Consider the following 13,268-nt stretch of genomic DNA (forward strand, 5'->3'; position numbering starts at 1 on the left):
CCGTCATGAACCAGCCGCTCGCGGGCTACGCCCCCGCACCCGTCACAGCCCGCATGGAGAACCACGGCAACCACATGCTGAAGGTCGCCATGCAGACCGGGAACGACCTCTTCGCGCGCGTGGGCTCGATGGTCGCCTACGAGGGCTTCGTCCAGTACGAGCCCAACCCGCCGGCCGTGCGCCAGATCGCCAAGGACTGGATGACCGGTGAGGGCGCGCCCCTGATGAAGTGCTCGGGGGACGGTCTGCTCTATCTCGCCGACTACGGCGCCAACGTCGTCGTCATCAACCTCAACGGCGACGGCATCTCCGTCAACGCCACCAACCTGCTCGCCTTCGACGCTCACCTCACCTGGGGCGTCGAGCGCGTGAAGGGCCTGGCGAAGTTCGCCGGTCAGGGTCTGTGGAACACCAAGATCTCCGGGCAGGGCTGGGTCGCGCTGACCTCCCGGGGCAAGCCGATCGTCGTCGACTGCGGCGGTGGCGAGGACGAGACGTACGTCGACCCGGACGCGCTCGTCGCCTGGTCCCCGAACCTCAAGGTGAAGGGCAAGCGCAGCTTCAAGGCGCAGTCGCTCATCGGCCGGGGCAGTGGCGAGGCCTACCAGATGGCCTTCTCCGGCCAGGGCATCGTCGTAGTCCAGCCCAGCGAGGACAGCACCGACCGTCTCCGGGTCCGGGGCTGAGGGGGAAAACGCCATGCAGAGTCCGCTTTTCGCCTACAACGACCAGCAGACCCAGGACCGCTGGAGCCTGCAGAACAAGCAGATGCTCCGAGTCGGCCTGGAGGGCCACGACGACATCCTCGCCCGCAAGGGCACGATGGTCGCCTACCAGGGCCTCGTCGAGTTCGACGCCGAGTACCAGAACAATCAGCAGGGACGCGCGCGTGCGCAGACCGGTGAGGGCCTGGACCTGATGCGCTGTCACGGACAGGGCACGGTCTACCTCGCCAACCTCAAGCAGCACGTTCACCTGGTGGACGTCGACCAGGACGGGCTGACCGTCGACAGCAGCTATGTGCTGGCGTTGGACTCCTCGCTGCACCACGAGGTCATCGCCGTGGACAGCCTCTACGGCATCTCCGGCTCCGGTAAGTACCAGCTCAACATCACCGGCCGCGGCAAGGTCGCGCTCATGACCTCCGGCATGCCGCTGATGATGCAGGTGACGCCCGACAAGTACGTCAACTGCGACGCCGACGCGATCGTCGCCTGGTCGACCGGGCTGCGTGTCCAGATGCAGGCCCAGACGCACTCCTCCGGGGTGTTCCGGCGCCGTGGCAACACCGGTGAGGGCTGGGAGCTCAGCTTCATGGGCACCGGCTTCGCGCTCGTCCAGCCCAGCGAGCTGCTGCCGCCGCAGAACGCCCAGATCGGCTCCGGCCTCGCCGCGCAGTACGGCGTGGGCCAGCAGGGGGCGCGGGGGCAGAACCAGGGCAACGTCTGGAGCTGACCCGGCGGGACCGTCCGGAAAGCAGACGTAAGGGGCGACCGCCATTGCGGTCGCCCCTTACGCATGGTTCAGCGTTCACGCGTGGTTCAGGCGGCGAGCCTCGCCCGCGCGGCCTCCAGCAGTCGTACGACCGACTCGTCCGCCACGTCGGCCACCTCGTCGTAGGCGAACCAGCGCAGGTCGAGCGACTCGTCGCTGATCGCCTCCAGGGATCCGGCCGGAGCCAGCGCCGCGTACTGGACGTCGAGGTGCCAGGCGCACGGCGTGTGGTGCCGGTCCAGACGCACCGGGCCACCGGGCAGCAGGGTCAGTCCCGCGATGCCCGACTCCTCGGTGCCCTCGCGCAGGGCGGCGGCCGCCAGCGTCTCGTCGGCCGGCTCGCAGTGGCCGCCCATCTGCAGCCACATCCGCAGCTTCTTGTGCAGGGTGAGCAGCACCCGCCCGTCGGAGGGGTCGATCACCAGCGCGCTCGCGGTGATGTGACCGTCCCCGCAGGCCTTCCACATGCCGTCCGGGTGGGCCTCCAGATGTTCCAGATAGGCCTGGCGCAGCTCGTCCTGGCCCTCGTACCCCTTGAGCACGAGGACCGCGTCGTCGTACAGGCTCACTCGGTGTCGTCGCCCTTGCCGTCGTCGTCCTTCTTCAGGTTCGGCTTCTCGCCGGAGCCGCCCGCCGCCTCGCCGAGCATCTTGTCCAGCTCGGAGAAGTCGATCTGCTCGCGGTGCACGAAGCCGTCCGGGTCGTCCAGGTCGGTGGCCGTCGGCAGCATGTCGGGGTGGGCCCACAGGGCGTCACGGCCGTCGACACCGCGTGCGTCGGTGAGCGAGGCCCACAGACGGGAGGCGTCCCGCAGACGGCGCGGGCGCAGCTCCAGGCCGATCAGCGTGGCGAACGTCTGCTCCGCGGGGCCGCCCGAGGCGCGGCGGCGGCGCAGCGTCTCGCGCAGCGCGTCGGCGGACGACAGACGGGGCTTCGCGGCCGCGTGCACCACCGCGTCCACCCAGCCCTCGACGAGCGCCAGAGCGGTCTCCAGACGGGCGAGGGCCGCCTTCTGCTCCGGCGTGTCCTCCGGCTGGAACATGCCCTGCTGCAGGGCGTCCTGCAGCTGCTCGGGGTTCTGCGGGTCGAACTGGCCGACCACGTCCTCCAGCTTGGCGGTGTCGACCTTGATCCCGCGCGCGTAGCCGTCGACCGCGCCGAACAGGTGCGAGCGCAGCCACGGCACGTGCGCGAACAGGCGCTGGTGGGCGGCCTCGCGCAGGGCGAGATACAGCCGCACCTCCTCCTTCGGCACGCCCAGGTCCTTGCCGAAAGTCTCGATGTTCACCGGCAGCAGCGCGGCCTTGCCGGCCGGGCCGAGTGGCAGGCCGATGTCGGTCGAGCCGACGACCTCGCCGGCGAGCACCCCGACGGCCTGCCCGATCTGCGTGCCGAACATGGCGCCGCCCATCGAGCGCATCATGCCGATCAGCGGGCCGGCCATGGCCTGCATCTCCTCCGGCAGGACATCGCCCATCGCGGTGCCGACCCGCTCGGCGACCGGGTCGACGAGTTCCTGCCACGCGGGCAGGGTCGCCTCGACCCACTCCGCGCGGGACCACGCGACGGCGGTGCCCGCGCCGGACGGCAGGGACGTGGCGTCGTCGAGCCACAGATCGGCCAGACGGACGGCCTCCTGGACGGCGGTGCGCTCGGCGGGGCCGACGCTCGCGTCCTTGGTGCCGTCCGCGGTGCCCTGGGAGACCGTCTGGCGGGCGATCTGCTTGGCCATGTCCCAGTTCACCGGGCCGCCCTCGTACGAGAGCATCTGGCCGAGCTGCTGGAACGCGGCGCCCAGGTCGGTGGGGTTCAGCGAACCGAACATGGCAGCGAACGGATTGTCGGCACCTGGACCGCCGGGGCCACCGAAGCCACCGGCTCCGGGCAGCCCGCCGAAACCGAACGGGTTGGCCGGGCCCTGACCACCGCCGCTCTGCTGGTCCTTCTTCTTGCCCTCGTCGCCGTCGTCCGGCTCCTCCGGCGGAAGGCCGAATCCGAATGGGGTGTCACTCACGGGATTCCTCGGCTGGTAAGGCCACCGGTTGGCACCGGCGGCGCGACTGCCCGATAACACCACCCAGCGTAGACACCGCGAGCCGTTCGGGCCTCGGTGCTTCGCCGACTCTTGGCCTGCGGCAGGATGGATGCCACCTGGTACGTACGCGTCACTCGCGTTCGTACTGAAGACAACCGCTGGAGACGCCCGGTGAGTTCCCCTGATCCGCAGGTTCGCGCAGCGCGAAACCGGTCAACCCCTCCCGCCGCGCGCGGGCCCGTCGTCGCGGTGACCGGTGCCGCGTCCGGCATCGGCGCGCTGCTCACCGAGCGGCTCGTCGCATCGGACGAGGTCAAGCAGGTCGTCGCCATCGACGAGCGGCGCGGTGAGTGCGCGGCGGCGCAGTGGCACATCCTGGACGTGCGGGATCCGGCCATCGCGGACAAGTTGCGGGGCGCCGACGTGGTCGTGCACCTGGCGCTCGACCTCGATCTGGAGACGGATCCGGCCGCGAGGACGGCTTACAACGTCCGGGGGACGCAGACCGTGCTGACGGCCGCCGCGGCGGCCGGTGTCCACCGCGTCGTGCTGTGCACCTCCGCGATGGTGTACGGGGCGCTGCCGGACAACGAGCTCCCGCTGTCCGAGGACGCGGAGCTGCGGGCGACGGCGGAGGCCACCGGGGTCGGGGACCTGCTGGAGATCGAGCGCCTGGCGCGCAGGGCGCCCCGGGCCCACCCGGGACTCAACGTCACCGTGGTCCGGCCGGCCGTGCTGGTGGGAGGCACCGACACCGCGCTGACCAGGTACTTCGAGTCGCCTCGGCTCCTTGTCGTCGCCGGATCGCGGCCCGCCTGGCAGTTCTGCCACGTCGAGGATCTGTGCAGCGCCCTGGAGTACGCCGTCCTGGAGAAGGTCGACGGGGAGCTCTCCGTCGGCTGCGACGGCTGGCTGGAGCAGGAGGAGGTCGAGGAGCTCAGCGGGATCCGGCGCATGGAGCTGCCGTCGGCGGTCGCGCTGGGCGCGGCGGCCCGGCTGCACCGGATCGGCCTGACCCCCTCTCCGGCCGGGGACCTGGCGTACACGATGTACCCCTGGGTGGTCAGCGGCAGCCGGCTCCATGACGCGGGGTGGCGGCCGCAGTGGACCAACGAGGAAGTGCTCGCGGAGCTGCTGGAGGAGGTCTCCGGCAGGCACACGGTCGCCGGCCGGCGGCTCGGACGCAAGGACGCGACGGCGGCCGGGGCCGCGGGAGCGACGGTCGCCCTGCTGGGCGCGGCGGCGGTGGTGCGGCGGGCGCGGAAGGCCCGGCGGCGGATCTGAGAGGCCTCTCCGAGAGGCCGGTCCGGGAGTCGGGAGACGCTCCCAGAGTCGAGAGACCGATCCGCTCCCAGAGTCGAGAGACCGATCCGAGAGTCCGGGGGGCGCGGCCCGATACGGTGTCGCGCCCGGCTCGGCCTGTAGGAGGCTCCAAGCAGCACGCGCGTGTGCCGGGCGATGACGCTATTCCCCCTCCTCGCGCGTGTGGGGCACGATGGGACCATGGCACCGACCAACGATCACCCCGGTGAGCAGGGCGCTCAGGATCCGATCAAGCTCATCGCCATTCGCGAGACGGCCCTCTCCCTGGACGAGGTCTTCCGGGCCGTCGGGGACGACGCCGCCGGTGGGACCGCGCTGTTCGTGGGGACCGTGCGCAATCACGACGGGGGCGCCGACGTCGACTTGCTCGGGTACTCGTGCCATCCCAGCGCCGAGGCCGAGATGCGGCGCATCGCCGAGAAGGTCGTCGCCGAGTACCCGGTGCGGGCGCTCGCGGCCGTGCACCGGGTCGGGGACCTCAAGGTCGGGGATCTCGCCGTCGTCGTCGCCGTCTCCTGTCCGCACCGCGGCGAGGCCTTCGAAGCGTGCCGGAAGCTGATCGACGATCTCAAGCACGAGGTGCCCATCTGGAAGCACCAGAAGTTCTCGGACGGCACGGACGAATGGGTCGGCGCGTAGCGCCCTCGGCGAGGTACGCCGGTCGGGTCGAGGGAGGCCCGTTCGGCGCCTGCTGATTGGGCCGTACGAACCCGTCCACACCACCCCGGTTGCGTAACTGCACCCCTGGCGTGAGCGTTGTCAGTGCCAGTGGTTAATCTGCTGATCAGTCAGTTTGCGGTCGCTCATGGGGATGGGAGGACGGCATGGCGGCGCTCGCCTGGTTGCTGATTCCGCTTGTGGCTGCGATCGGCGCCGGTCTGTGGGGCGGTTGGGCCAACCGGAACCGAAAGGCTCGTGGAGACGGGCCGGAACTCGACGGCTATGCCCGGTTCCGCGAGGCCATGGAGAAGAAGTCCTCCTCGCGCACATGATCGCGGGGCGGTTCGCGGCCCTGTCGGTCCGCTGCCGACGGTCTTGACGGTTCCCTGTCAGGCGGCCCTGACGGGGCGCTGACAGAAGGGTCACGTACTGTCGTGGCATGCCACGCCGCACCGCGACGATGCTCGCCTCCACCCTGATGCTGATCGCGCTCCTGTGCGCGGGAGTCTTCATCCCCGTGCCGTACTCGGAGATGTCCCCGGGGCCGACGGTGAACACCCTCGGCGAGCACGACGGCGAGCCGGTGCTGCAGATCTCCGGGCGCAAGACCTATGCGACGACCGGGCACCTCAACATGACCACCGTCCGGGTCACCAGCGCCGACTACAAGATGAACCTCGTGGAGGCCGTCTACGGGTGGCTCGCGCATGACAACAAGGTCGTGCCGCACGACACCCTCTACCCGGACGGCAAGACCGAGGAGCAGTCCACCCAGGAGAACGCCGAGGAGTTCAGCCAGTCCCAGGAGAGCGCCAAGGTCGCCGCCCTGAAGGCGCTGGACATCCCGGTGCAGAGCTGGGTGATCGTCTCGACCGTGGTGAAGGGCACACCGGCCGAGGGCAAGCTGCACGCCGGTGACGTCATCAAGGCCGTCGACGGGACGGCGGTGAAGGAACCCTCGGACGTCGCCGAGCTGGTGACCAAGCACAAGCCCGGCCAGGACGTCGTCTTCACGATCGTGCCGGCCAAGGAGCAGGCCGCCGCCGAGAAGGAACGCAGGACGCCGACGAAGACAGAGAAGATCACGATCAGGACCGCCCAGTCCGACGACAGCAGCGAGAAGCGCGCCATCGTCGGGATCTCCGCCGGGACCGACCACACCTTCCCGTTCACCATCGACATCAAGCTCGCCGACGTCGGCGGCCCCAGCGCGGGCCTGATGTTCTCGCTCGGGCTCTACGACAAGCTCACCCCGGGCAGCCTCACCGGCGGCAAGTTCGTCGCCGGCACCGGCACCATCGACGACGACGGCAAGGTCGGACCCATCGGCGGCATCGAGATGAAGACCATCGCCGCGCGCGACAAGGGCGCCCAGTACTTCCTCACGCCCGCCGACAACTGCGCGACGGCCGCCCGGGACGTCCCCGACGGGCTCACCCTCGTCAAGGTCGACACCATCGACGACGCGCTCGGTGCTCTGAAGGACATCCGCTCCGGTGCCACCGCCGACCTGCCGAAGTGCACCACCAAGAGCTGAGCGGCACGCCTTGAGTACGGCAGTGGGGGCGCCCCCCGAGGGGAGGGGCGCCCCCACTGCCGTACCGAAAGGCTCGGCCGTACCGGAAGACCTCAGTCCTCGAACGTCGCCGCCAGGGCCTCCGCCAGCCCCGGGATCAGGTCCGGGCCGGTGAGAACCTCCGTCGGGGTGTCCTTCTCACGCAGGCGCACGGCCGACTCCCGGGCGCCGTCGCGCAGTACCGCGACCGTCATACGGACCTCCTGGCGGTCGGGGTGGTCCGCCACCCACTTCGCGAGCTTGCCGCCGCTCAGGCCCTGCGGGACCTGTGCCTCCGCGGACGGGGGCAGCATCAGGCGTTCGACGGTGAGAGCGCAGCCGACCACCGCGTCGGGCCAGGCGATCGTGCCCAGGAACTCGTCGAGCGCCTTGCCCGTTGGAAGTTCGTCCTGCTCGATCGGGGTCAGGCCGGAGGACTCCTGCTCGTCCCCCAGTCCGAGCTGGGCGGCGAGGCCGGGTTCCTGGGCCCGCAGCCGTGCGGTGTCTACGAGGGCGAAAAGGCGGGCGGGCTGGTCCCAGCCGAGGCCGGAGGCGTACTCGTCGATCTCGAGAACGGCCCGGGTGAGCGGGCTCGCCGCCATGGGAGTGTTGGACATGGTCACAATCCTCTCTCGTTCCTGGCCGGAATCGGGAACTGAGTAAACGGTGAGTAAGTTGCATAGGTGTGGGCCCACGATCACCGGGGGCCACGGAGGGTCCACGAAGACGCGGGCCTGACGGATCAACAGCGAACCTCGGGGTGCGAACCTTGGCTTTCCAGATGCCGGACCGCGGCGGAGGCCCGACCGGGCCACGGATCAGAGTGGGCCGCCCGTCCCGGCGTGTCCGGACGCTGCTCATGACACTGGGCGTCCTCGCCGTCCTCGGCATGGCCTTCACCATGTTCGCGGGCTTCTGGACGGACTGGCTCTGGTACCGGTCGGTGAACTACTCGTCGGTGTTCACGACCACGCTGTGGACGAAGATCGGACTCTTCTTCGTCTTCGGTCTGTTGATGGCCCTCTCGGTCGGCTTCAACATCTGGCTCGCGCACCGGCTGCGTCCGCCGCTGAGCGCCATGTCGATGGAGCAGCAGAGCCTCGACCGCTACCGCATGGGCATCGCGCCGTACAAGAAGTGGCTGCTGCTCGCGATCACCGCCCTGGTCGGCCTGATCGCCGGCGCCTCCGCCTCCAGCCAGTGGCGCACCTGGCTGATGTGGGTCAACGGCGTGCCCTTCGGTGAGAAGGACCCGCAGTTCCACCTCGACGTCGGCTTCTACGCCTTCGACCTGCCCTGGTACCGGTTCCTGCTCGGCTTCGGCTTCGCCGCCGCGATCCTCTCCGTGATCGCCGCCGCGCTCACCCACTACCTGTACGGCGGGCTGCGCATCACCAGCCCGGGCGCGCGCGCCACGGCCGCGGCCACCGGCCATCTGTCGGTCCTCATCGGCATCTTCGTCGCCCTGAAGGCGGTCGCGTACTGGCTCGACCGGTACGGACTCGCGGTGAAGTCCAGCGACTTCAAGGCGACCGACAACTGGACCGGCCTCAGGTACGTCGACGCCAACGCCTATCTGCCGGCCAAGACGATCCTGTTCTGCATCGCCGTCATCTGCGCCCTGCTGTTCTTCGCCACCCTGTGGCGGCGCACCTGGCAGCTGCCCGTCATCGGCTTCGGCCTGATGGTGCTCTCGGCGATCCTCATCGGCGGCCTGTACCCGGCGATCGTCCAGAAGTTCCAGGTCCAGCCCAACGAGCAGGCCAAGGAAGCGCCGTACGTCGACAAGAACCTCAAGGCGACGCGCGAGGCCTACGGCATCGACGGCGCCCAGGTCACCGAGTACCCGGGCACGAGCAAGACCGAGGACAAGACCAAGCTGCGCGACGACGTGGATTCCGCGGCGAGTATCCGGATCCTGGACCCGAACATCGTCTCGCCGACGTTCCAGCAGCTCCAGCAGATCAGGAACTACTACGCGTTCCCGACCAACCTGGACGTCGACCGGTACAGCAAGGACGGAAAGGACCAGGACACCGTCATCGGTCTGCGTGAGATCAACCTCAACGGCATTCCGAAGCGGAACTGGATCAACGACCACTTCCGTTACACCCACGGCTACGGCGTGGTCGCCGCCGAGGGCACCAACGCCGACTCCCAGGGCCGACCGGACTTCACCGAGTCCGACCTGCCGTCCAAGGGCGACCTCGGGACGTACGAGCAGCGGGTCTACTACGGCGAGAAGACCACCATGTACTCGATCGTCGGCGGTCCCCAGAAGGAGATCGACTACTCCGACGACAGCGGTGAGAAGACCTACAGCTACAAGGCCGACAGCGGGGTCAGTCTCTCCAACCCGGTCAACCGGGCCGCGTACGCGGTGGCGTTCGGCGAGCCGCAGATCCTGTACTCCGGTGCGATCGGCGACGGTTCGCGCATCCTGTACAACCGCACGCCCAAGGAGCGTGTCGAGGCGGTCGCCCCGTGGCTGACCATCGACGGTGACGCCTACCCGGCGGTCGTGGACGGCCGTATCCAGTGGATCGTCGACGCGTACACGACGACGAACGGCTATCCGTACTCCTCCCGCACGACCCTCGGCGACACGACGGCGGACTCGCTGACCGCGACCAACGACCAGCGGGCGGTCGTGGCCCAGCAGAACCAGGTCAACTACATCCGCAACTCGGTGAAGGCGACCGTCGACGCGTACACCGGCGAGGTCAAGCTCTTCCAGTGGGACACCCAGGACCCGGTCCTGAAGACCTGGATGAAGGCGTTCCCGGACACGGTGAAGCCGAAGACCGAGATCTCGAAGTCGCTGATGGCCCATCTGCGCTACCCGCAGGACCTGTTCAAGGTCCAGCGCGAGCTGCTCACCCGCTACCACGTGAAGGACGCGACGACGTTCCTCAGCGGCAGCGAGGTCTGGCAGGTGCCGGACGACCCGACCAACAAGTCGGGCAACGCGGTCCCGCCGTACTACCTGAGCATGAAGATGCCGGACCAGCAGGCGCAGGCGTTCTCGCTGACGACGACGTTCACGCCCAACGGCCGGGACAACCTCAGCGCCTTCATGGCCGTGGACGCCGAGGCGGGAACGTCCGACTACGGCAAGATCAGAATTCTGAAACTGCCGACCAACACCACGGTCAACGGACCCAGTCAGGTCCAGAGCCAGTTCAACTCCGAACAGAACATCGCCGAGACGATCAGGCTGCTGAGAGGCGGCGACTCGGAGGTCGAGTACGGCAACCTGCTGGCCGTTCCGCTCGACGGCGGACTGCTCTATGTGGAGCCGGTCTACGTCCGCGGTGGCGGGCTCAAGTACCCGCTGCTGCGCAAGGTGTTGGTGTCCTACGGTGGCACCACCGCCTTCGAGGACACGCTCGGCGAGGCTCTCAACAAGGTCTTCGGAGCGGAAGGCCCGACCACCGAGCCGCCGGACGAGGGCGACGAGGACGGCGGCGGTACGACGCCACCGCCCACGTCGACCAACCCGACGGTCCAGGAGGCTCTCGACGACGCCCAGAAGGCCTTCGAGGCCGGCCAGGAAGCCCTGAAGAACGGCGACTGGGAGGCGTACGGCCGGGCGCAGGAGGACCTCGAGGACGCGCTGAAGCGTGCCGAGGACGCCCAGGCACAGGCGGACAAGACCGGCGGCAGCGGCAGTGAAGGTGGCAGCAGCCCCAGCCCGAGTTCGAGTCCGAAGCCCAGCAGCAGTCCCACCGGCACCTAGGGACGGCGCTTGATCGAATAGCCCACCCCGCGCCGTGATACGGTTGCCGAACAACGGCGCGGGGTGGAGCAGCTCGGTAGCTCGCTGGGCTCATAACCCAGAGGTCGCAGGTTCAAATCCTGTCCCCGCTACTGAAGTCGACGAATATTTCGTACGACAGCGAAGGCCCGGATCCTCCAGAGGATCCGGGCCTTCGTGGTGTGCGAACGCATGTGCCGGAGGGCGGGACGGCCACGCCGCCGTGGGGAGTTGGGGGAACTGTGTTTGACTTGTCTCTCTGTGGGCATGTCGACAAAACGCTGAAGTGACCTCACTGGCTGCGGTATACCAGGTGTACCCAGGTTGCAGGTGGTGCGACGATGGACGTTATGGGGGACAAGGCAACTCTGTTGGAGACAGGGCGGTTTGTGCAGCCTGCCGACTTTGTGCAGCCGACGGGCGATTTCGTGCAGCCGACAGGCGGTACATCGCGGCCGGTGAGTGATCTCGTGCAGCCGGAGGGCGACTTCGCCCTCGACCAGCCGGCGGACCAGGACGAGGCCGGCGAGGCGATCGAGGAGGCGCGGCAGCGGCTTGCCGCCGAGGCCGGGGACGTCGAGGCGATGAGCGTCCTCGGCGCCATGCTGCTGCGCCGCGGTGATCTCGACGGAGCCGAGCCTTCGCTGCGTGCCGCCACCGCCGCCGGTGACCGTGCCGCCGCCAACAACCTGGGAGTCCTGCTTCACCAGCGCGGGTACGCCGACGAGGCCGCCGGATGGTGGCGGATCGCCGCCGTCGCGGGATCGGCCGCGGCCGCGCACGCCCTGGGACGTCATCACCGCGAGCGGGGCGACGAGCCCGCCGCCGAGTACTGGCTGCGCCAGTCCGCCGAGCAGGGGCACGCGCTGGGCGCCTACGCGCTCGCCGACCTGCTGGAGCACCGCAGCGACGCCGGGGCCGAGCAGTGGATGCGGGCCGCGGCGGAGCGGGGGCACCGGGAGGCGGCGTACCGGCTGGCGCGCGCGCTCGACCGGCAGGGGACCCGTGCGGGCGAGGACGTAGCCGACAACGGTGTCGCCGGGAGCGAGCCGGTGCTGGAGGAGGCCGAGCAGTGGTACCGGCAGGCAGCCGCCCGCGGCCACCGCAGGGCCGCGCTGCACCTCGGCGCGATCCTCGAGAAGCGCGGGGAACTCAAGGAGGCCGGGCGCTGGTATCTGACGTCCGCCAAGGACGGGGAGGCGCGCGCCGCCTGTGCGCTCGGGTTCCTGCTCAGGGACGCGGGGGACAGCGAGAGTGCCGCCGTGTGGTGGCTGCGGGCCGCCCAGGACGGCGACGGCAACGCCGCGAACGCGCTGGGCGCGCTGCACGCCGAGCGCGGGGAGACGCAGACCGCCGAGCGGTGGTACCGGGCCGCGATGGACGCCGGTGATGTGAACGGCGCGTACAACCTCGGGCTGCTCTGCGCCGAGCAGGCGCGCACCGCGCAGGCCGAGCAGTGGTACCGGCGTGCGGCGTACGCCGGACACCGCGAGGCGGCGAACGCGCTGGCGATCCTGCTGCTCCAGGTCGGGGACACGACAGGCGCCGAGCCGTGGTTCTCCAAGGCAGCCGAGGCGGGGAGTGTGGACGCCGCGTTCAACCTGGGCATCCTCTACGCCGGTCGGGGCGAGGAGCGGGCCGCGCTGCGCTGGTACGAGCGTGCCGCTGCCGCCGGACACACGGAGGCGGCACTGCAGGTCGGGATCGCCCGGCTGCGGGACGGTGACGAGCCCGCGGCGGAGCGGCATCTGCGGTGCGCGGCCGGGGGCGGCAGTGCGGAGGGGGCGTACCGGCTGGCGACGCTGCTCGATGCCCGGCGGCCGCCGGAGCCCGCGCACGAGCTCGGGGAGACGGTGCACGAGAAGACCGAGTGCGAGGAGTGGTACGAGCGGGCTGCCTCCCAGGGCCACCGCCGGGCGCAGGTGCGGGTCGGGATGCTGGCCGCCGCCCGGGGTGACGTGGTGGAGGCGGCGCGGTGGTACCGGGAGGCCGCCGAGGCCGGGTCGCGCAACGGTGCCTTCAACCTGGGTCTGCTGCTCGCCCGCGAGGGCAGCGAGCCGGAGGCCGCGGTGTGGTGGACACGGGCGGCCGACGCCGGGCACGGGCGGTCGGCGCTCCGGCTGGCCCTGGTCTACGCGCGTCGCGGGGAGCTGGCCGAGGGGCAGCGCTGGGCCGATCGGGCCGTGACGCTGGGGCCGGCCGAGGTCGCGGAGCGGGCGGCTCGACTGCGGGACGCCCTGCGCGAGGAGCTCTCGGCATGACGCCGCGCCGGCCGCACGACAACTGATTTGCCTCTGTCCTCGTCGTTGACGTAATGTTCAGTTCACCGACGCGGGGTGGAGCAGCTCGGTAGCTCGCTGGGCTCATAACCCAGAGGTCGCAGGTTCAAATCCTGTCCCCGCTACTGAAGATCTAGGGCCGGGATCCGCAAGGATCCCGGCCCT

General features: G+C 69.9%; 11 protein-coding genes and 2 tRNA genes. 10 read left to right on the forward strand and 3 right to left on the reverse strand.

Going from position 1 to position 13,268, the window contains the following annotated elements:
• The first annotated feature begins 5 nt into the window (after window positions 1–5).
• Both EJ357_RS30650 and EJ357_RS30655 read left to right on the forward strand, forming a co-directional pair.
• Entirely contained in the window at window positions 6–686 is a 681-nt protein-coding gene (locus tag EJ357_RS30650; RefSeq protein ID WP_126394933.1) for an AIM24 family protein, read from the forward strand.
• Window positions 687–699: 13 nt separating this feature from the next.
• Window positions 700–1,455, forward strand: coding sequence for an AIM24 family protein (locus EJ357_RS30655; RefSeq protein ID WP_126394934.1), 756 nt, complete (start codon window positions 700–702; stop codon window positions 1,453–1,455).
• Between the two features lie 86 nt (window positions 1,456–1,541).
• On the opposite strand, the gene EJ357_RS30660 is transcribed toward EJ357_RS30655, so the two are convergent.
• Together EJ357_RS30660 and EJ357_RS30665 are read right to left on the reverse strand one after the other, a co-directional pair.
• Window positions 1,542–2,063: an NUDIX hydrolase gene (locus tag EJ357_RS30660; protein ID WP_126394935.1), complete on the reverse strand. Its 522-nt coding sequence runs from the start codon at window positions 2,061–2,063 to the stop codon at window positions 1,542–1,544.
• The gene (locus EJ357_RS30665) at window positions 2,060–3,508 is read right to left on the reverse strand and encodes a zinc-dependent metalloprotease (RefSeq protein ID WP_126394936.1); all 1,449 of its coding nucleotides are present in this window, start codon (window positions 3,506–3,508) and stop codon (window positions 2,060–2,062) included. Before EJ357_RS30665 ends, EJ357_RS30660 begins: the two co-directional genes overlap by 4 nt.
• Before the next feature lie 192 nt (window positions 3,509–3,700).
• Here EJ357_RS30665 and EJ357_RS30670 point away from each other — a divergent pair, with 192 nt between their 5' ends.
• The 4 genes from EJ357_RS30670 to EJ357_RS30680 all read left to right on the forward strand — a co-directional run bounded on the left by EJ357_RS30670 (window position 3,701) and on the right by EJ357_RS30680 (window position 7,049).
• The gene (locus EJ357_RS30670) at window positions 3,701–4,813 is read left to right on the forward strand and encodes an SDR family oxidoreductase (protein WP_126394937.1); all 1,113 of its coding nucleotides are present in this window, start codon (window positions 3,701–3,703) and stop codon (window positions 4,811–4,813) included.
• 219 nt (window positions 4,814–5,032) lie between these two features.
• Complete coding sequence (locus tag EJ357_RS30675) at window positions 5,033–5,491, forward strand: molybdenum cofactor biosynthesis protein MoaE (protein ID WP_126394938.1); 459 nt, start codon at window positions 5,033–5,035, stop codon at window positions 5,489–5,491.
• A 185-nt stretch (window positions 5,492–5,676) separates the two neighbouring features.
• Window positions 5,677–5,844 carry a hypothetical protein gene (locus EJ357_RS48510; protein ID WP_175647589.1) on the forward strand — a complete coding sequence of 56 codons (168 nt, stop codon included), beginning with the start codon at window positions 5,677–5,679 and terminating at the stop codon, window positions 5,842–5,844.
• 107 nt (window positions 5,845–5,951) lie between these two features.
• Entirely contained in the window at window positions 5,952–7,049 is a 1,098-nt protein-coding gene (locus tag EJ357_RS30680; RefSeq protein WP_126394939.1) for a YlbL family protein, read from the forward strand.
• A 92-nt stretch (window positions 7,050–7,141) separates the two neighbouring features.
• On the opposite strand, the gene EJ357_RS30685 is transcribed toward EJ357_RS30680, so the two are convergent.
• The gene (locus EJ357_RS30685; protein ID WP_175647590.1) at window positions 7,142–7,684 is read right to left on the reverse strand and encodes a PPA1309 family protein; all 543 of its coding nucleotides are present in this window, start codon (window positions 7,682–7,684) and stop codon (window positions 7,142–7,144) included.
• Window positions 7,685–7,848: 164 nt separating this feature from the next.
• Between EJ357_RS30685 and EJ357_RS30690 the strand changes: the two genes are divergently transcribed.
• From EJ357_RS30690 to EJ357_RS30705, 4 genes are all read left to right on the forward strand, one after another.
• Entirely contained in the window at window positions 7,849–10,806 is a 2,958-nt protein-coding gene (locus EJ357_RS30690) for a UPF0182 family membrane protein (RefSeq protein ID WP_126400272.1), read from the forward strand.
• Window positions 10,807–10,863: 57 nt separating this feature from the next.
• Window positions 10,864–10,937, forward strand: a tRNA-Met gene (locus EJ357_RS30695).
• A gap of 228 nt (window positions 10,938–11,165) precedes the next feature.
• Window positions 11,166–13,085 (forward strand): tetratricopeptide repeat protein, encoded by a 1,920-nt coding sequence (locus EJ357_RS30700; RefSeq protein WP_126394941.1) that lies wholly within the window; start codon window positions 11,166–11,168, stop codon window positions 13,083–13,085.
• Window positions 13,086–13,154: 69 nt separating this feature from the next.
• Window positions 13,155–13,228, forward strand: a tRNA-Met gene (locus EJ357_RS30705).
• The last annotated feature ends 40 nt before the right edge of the window (window positions 13,229–13,268 follow it).

The organism is Streptomyces cyaneochromogenes, from assembly GCF_003963535.1.
GTDB classification, from domain to species: domain Bacteria; phylum Actinomycetota; class Actinomycetes; order Streptomycetales; family Streptomycetaceae; genus Streptomyces; species Streptomyces shaanxiensis.

Excerpts from the sequence above, each read along its gene's own strand:
- EJ357_RS48510 (WP_175647589.1), top strand. The coding sequence starts at position 5,677 with ATGGCGGCGCTCGCCTGGTTGCTGATTCCGCTTGTGGCTGCGATCGGC.
- EJ357_RS30690 (WP_126400272.1), top strand. The coding sequence starts at position 7,849 with ATGCCGGACCGCGGCGGAGGCCCGACCGGGCCACGGATCAGAGTGGGC.
- EJ357_RS30685 (WP_175647590.1), bottom strand. The coding sequence starts at position 7,684 with ATGTCCAACACTCCCATGGCGGCGAGCCCGCTCACCCGGGCCGTTCTC.
- EJ357_RS30650 (WP_126394933.1), top strand. The coding sequence starts at position 6 with ATGAACCAGCCGCTCGCGGGCTACGCCCCCGCACCCGTCACAGCCCGC.
- EJ357_RS30700 (WP_126394941.1), top strand. The coding sequence starts at position 11,166 with ATGGACGTTATGGGGGACAAGGCAACTCTGTTGGAGACAGGGCGGTTT.
- EJ357_RS30680 (WP_126394939.1), top strand. The coding sequence starts at position 5,952 with ATGCCACGCCGCACCGCGACGATGCTCGCCTCCACCCTGATGCTGATC.
- EJ357_RS30655 (WP_126394934.1), top strand. The coding sequence starts at position 700 with ATGCAGAGTCCGCTTTTCGCCTACAACGACCAGCAGACCCAGGACCGC.
- EJ357_RS30675 (WP_126394938.1), top strand. The coding sequence starts at position 5,033 with ATGGCACCGACCAACGATCACCCCGGTGAGCAGGGCGCTCAGGATCCG.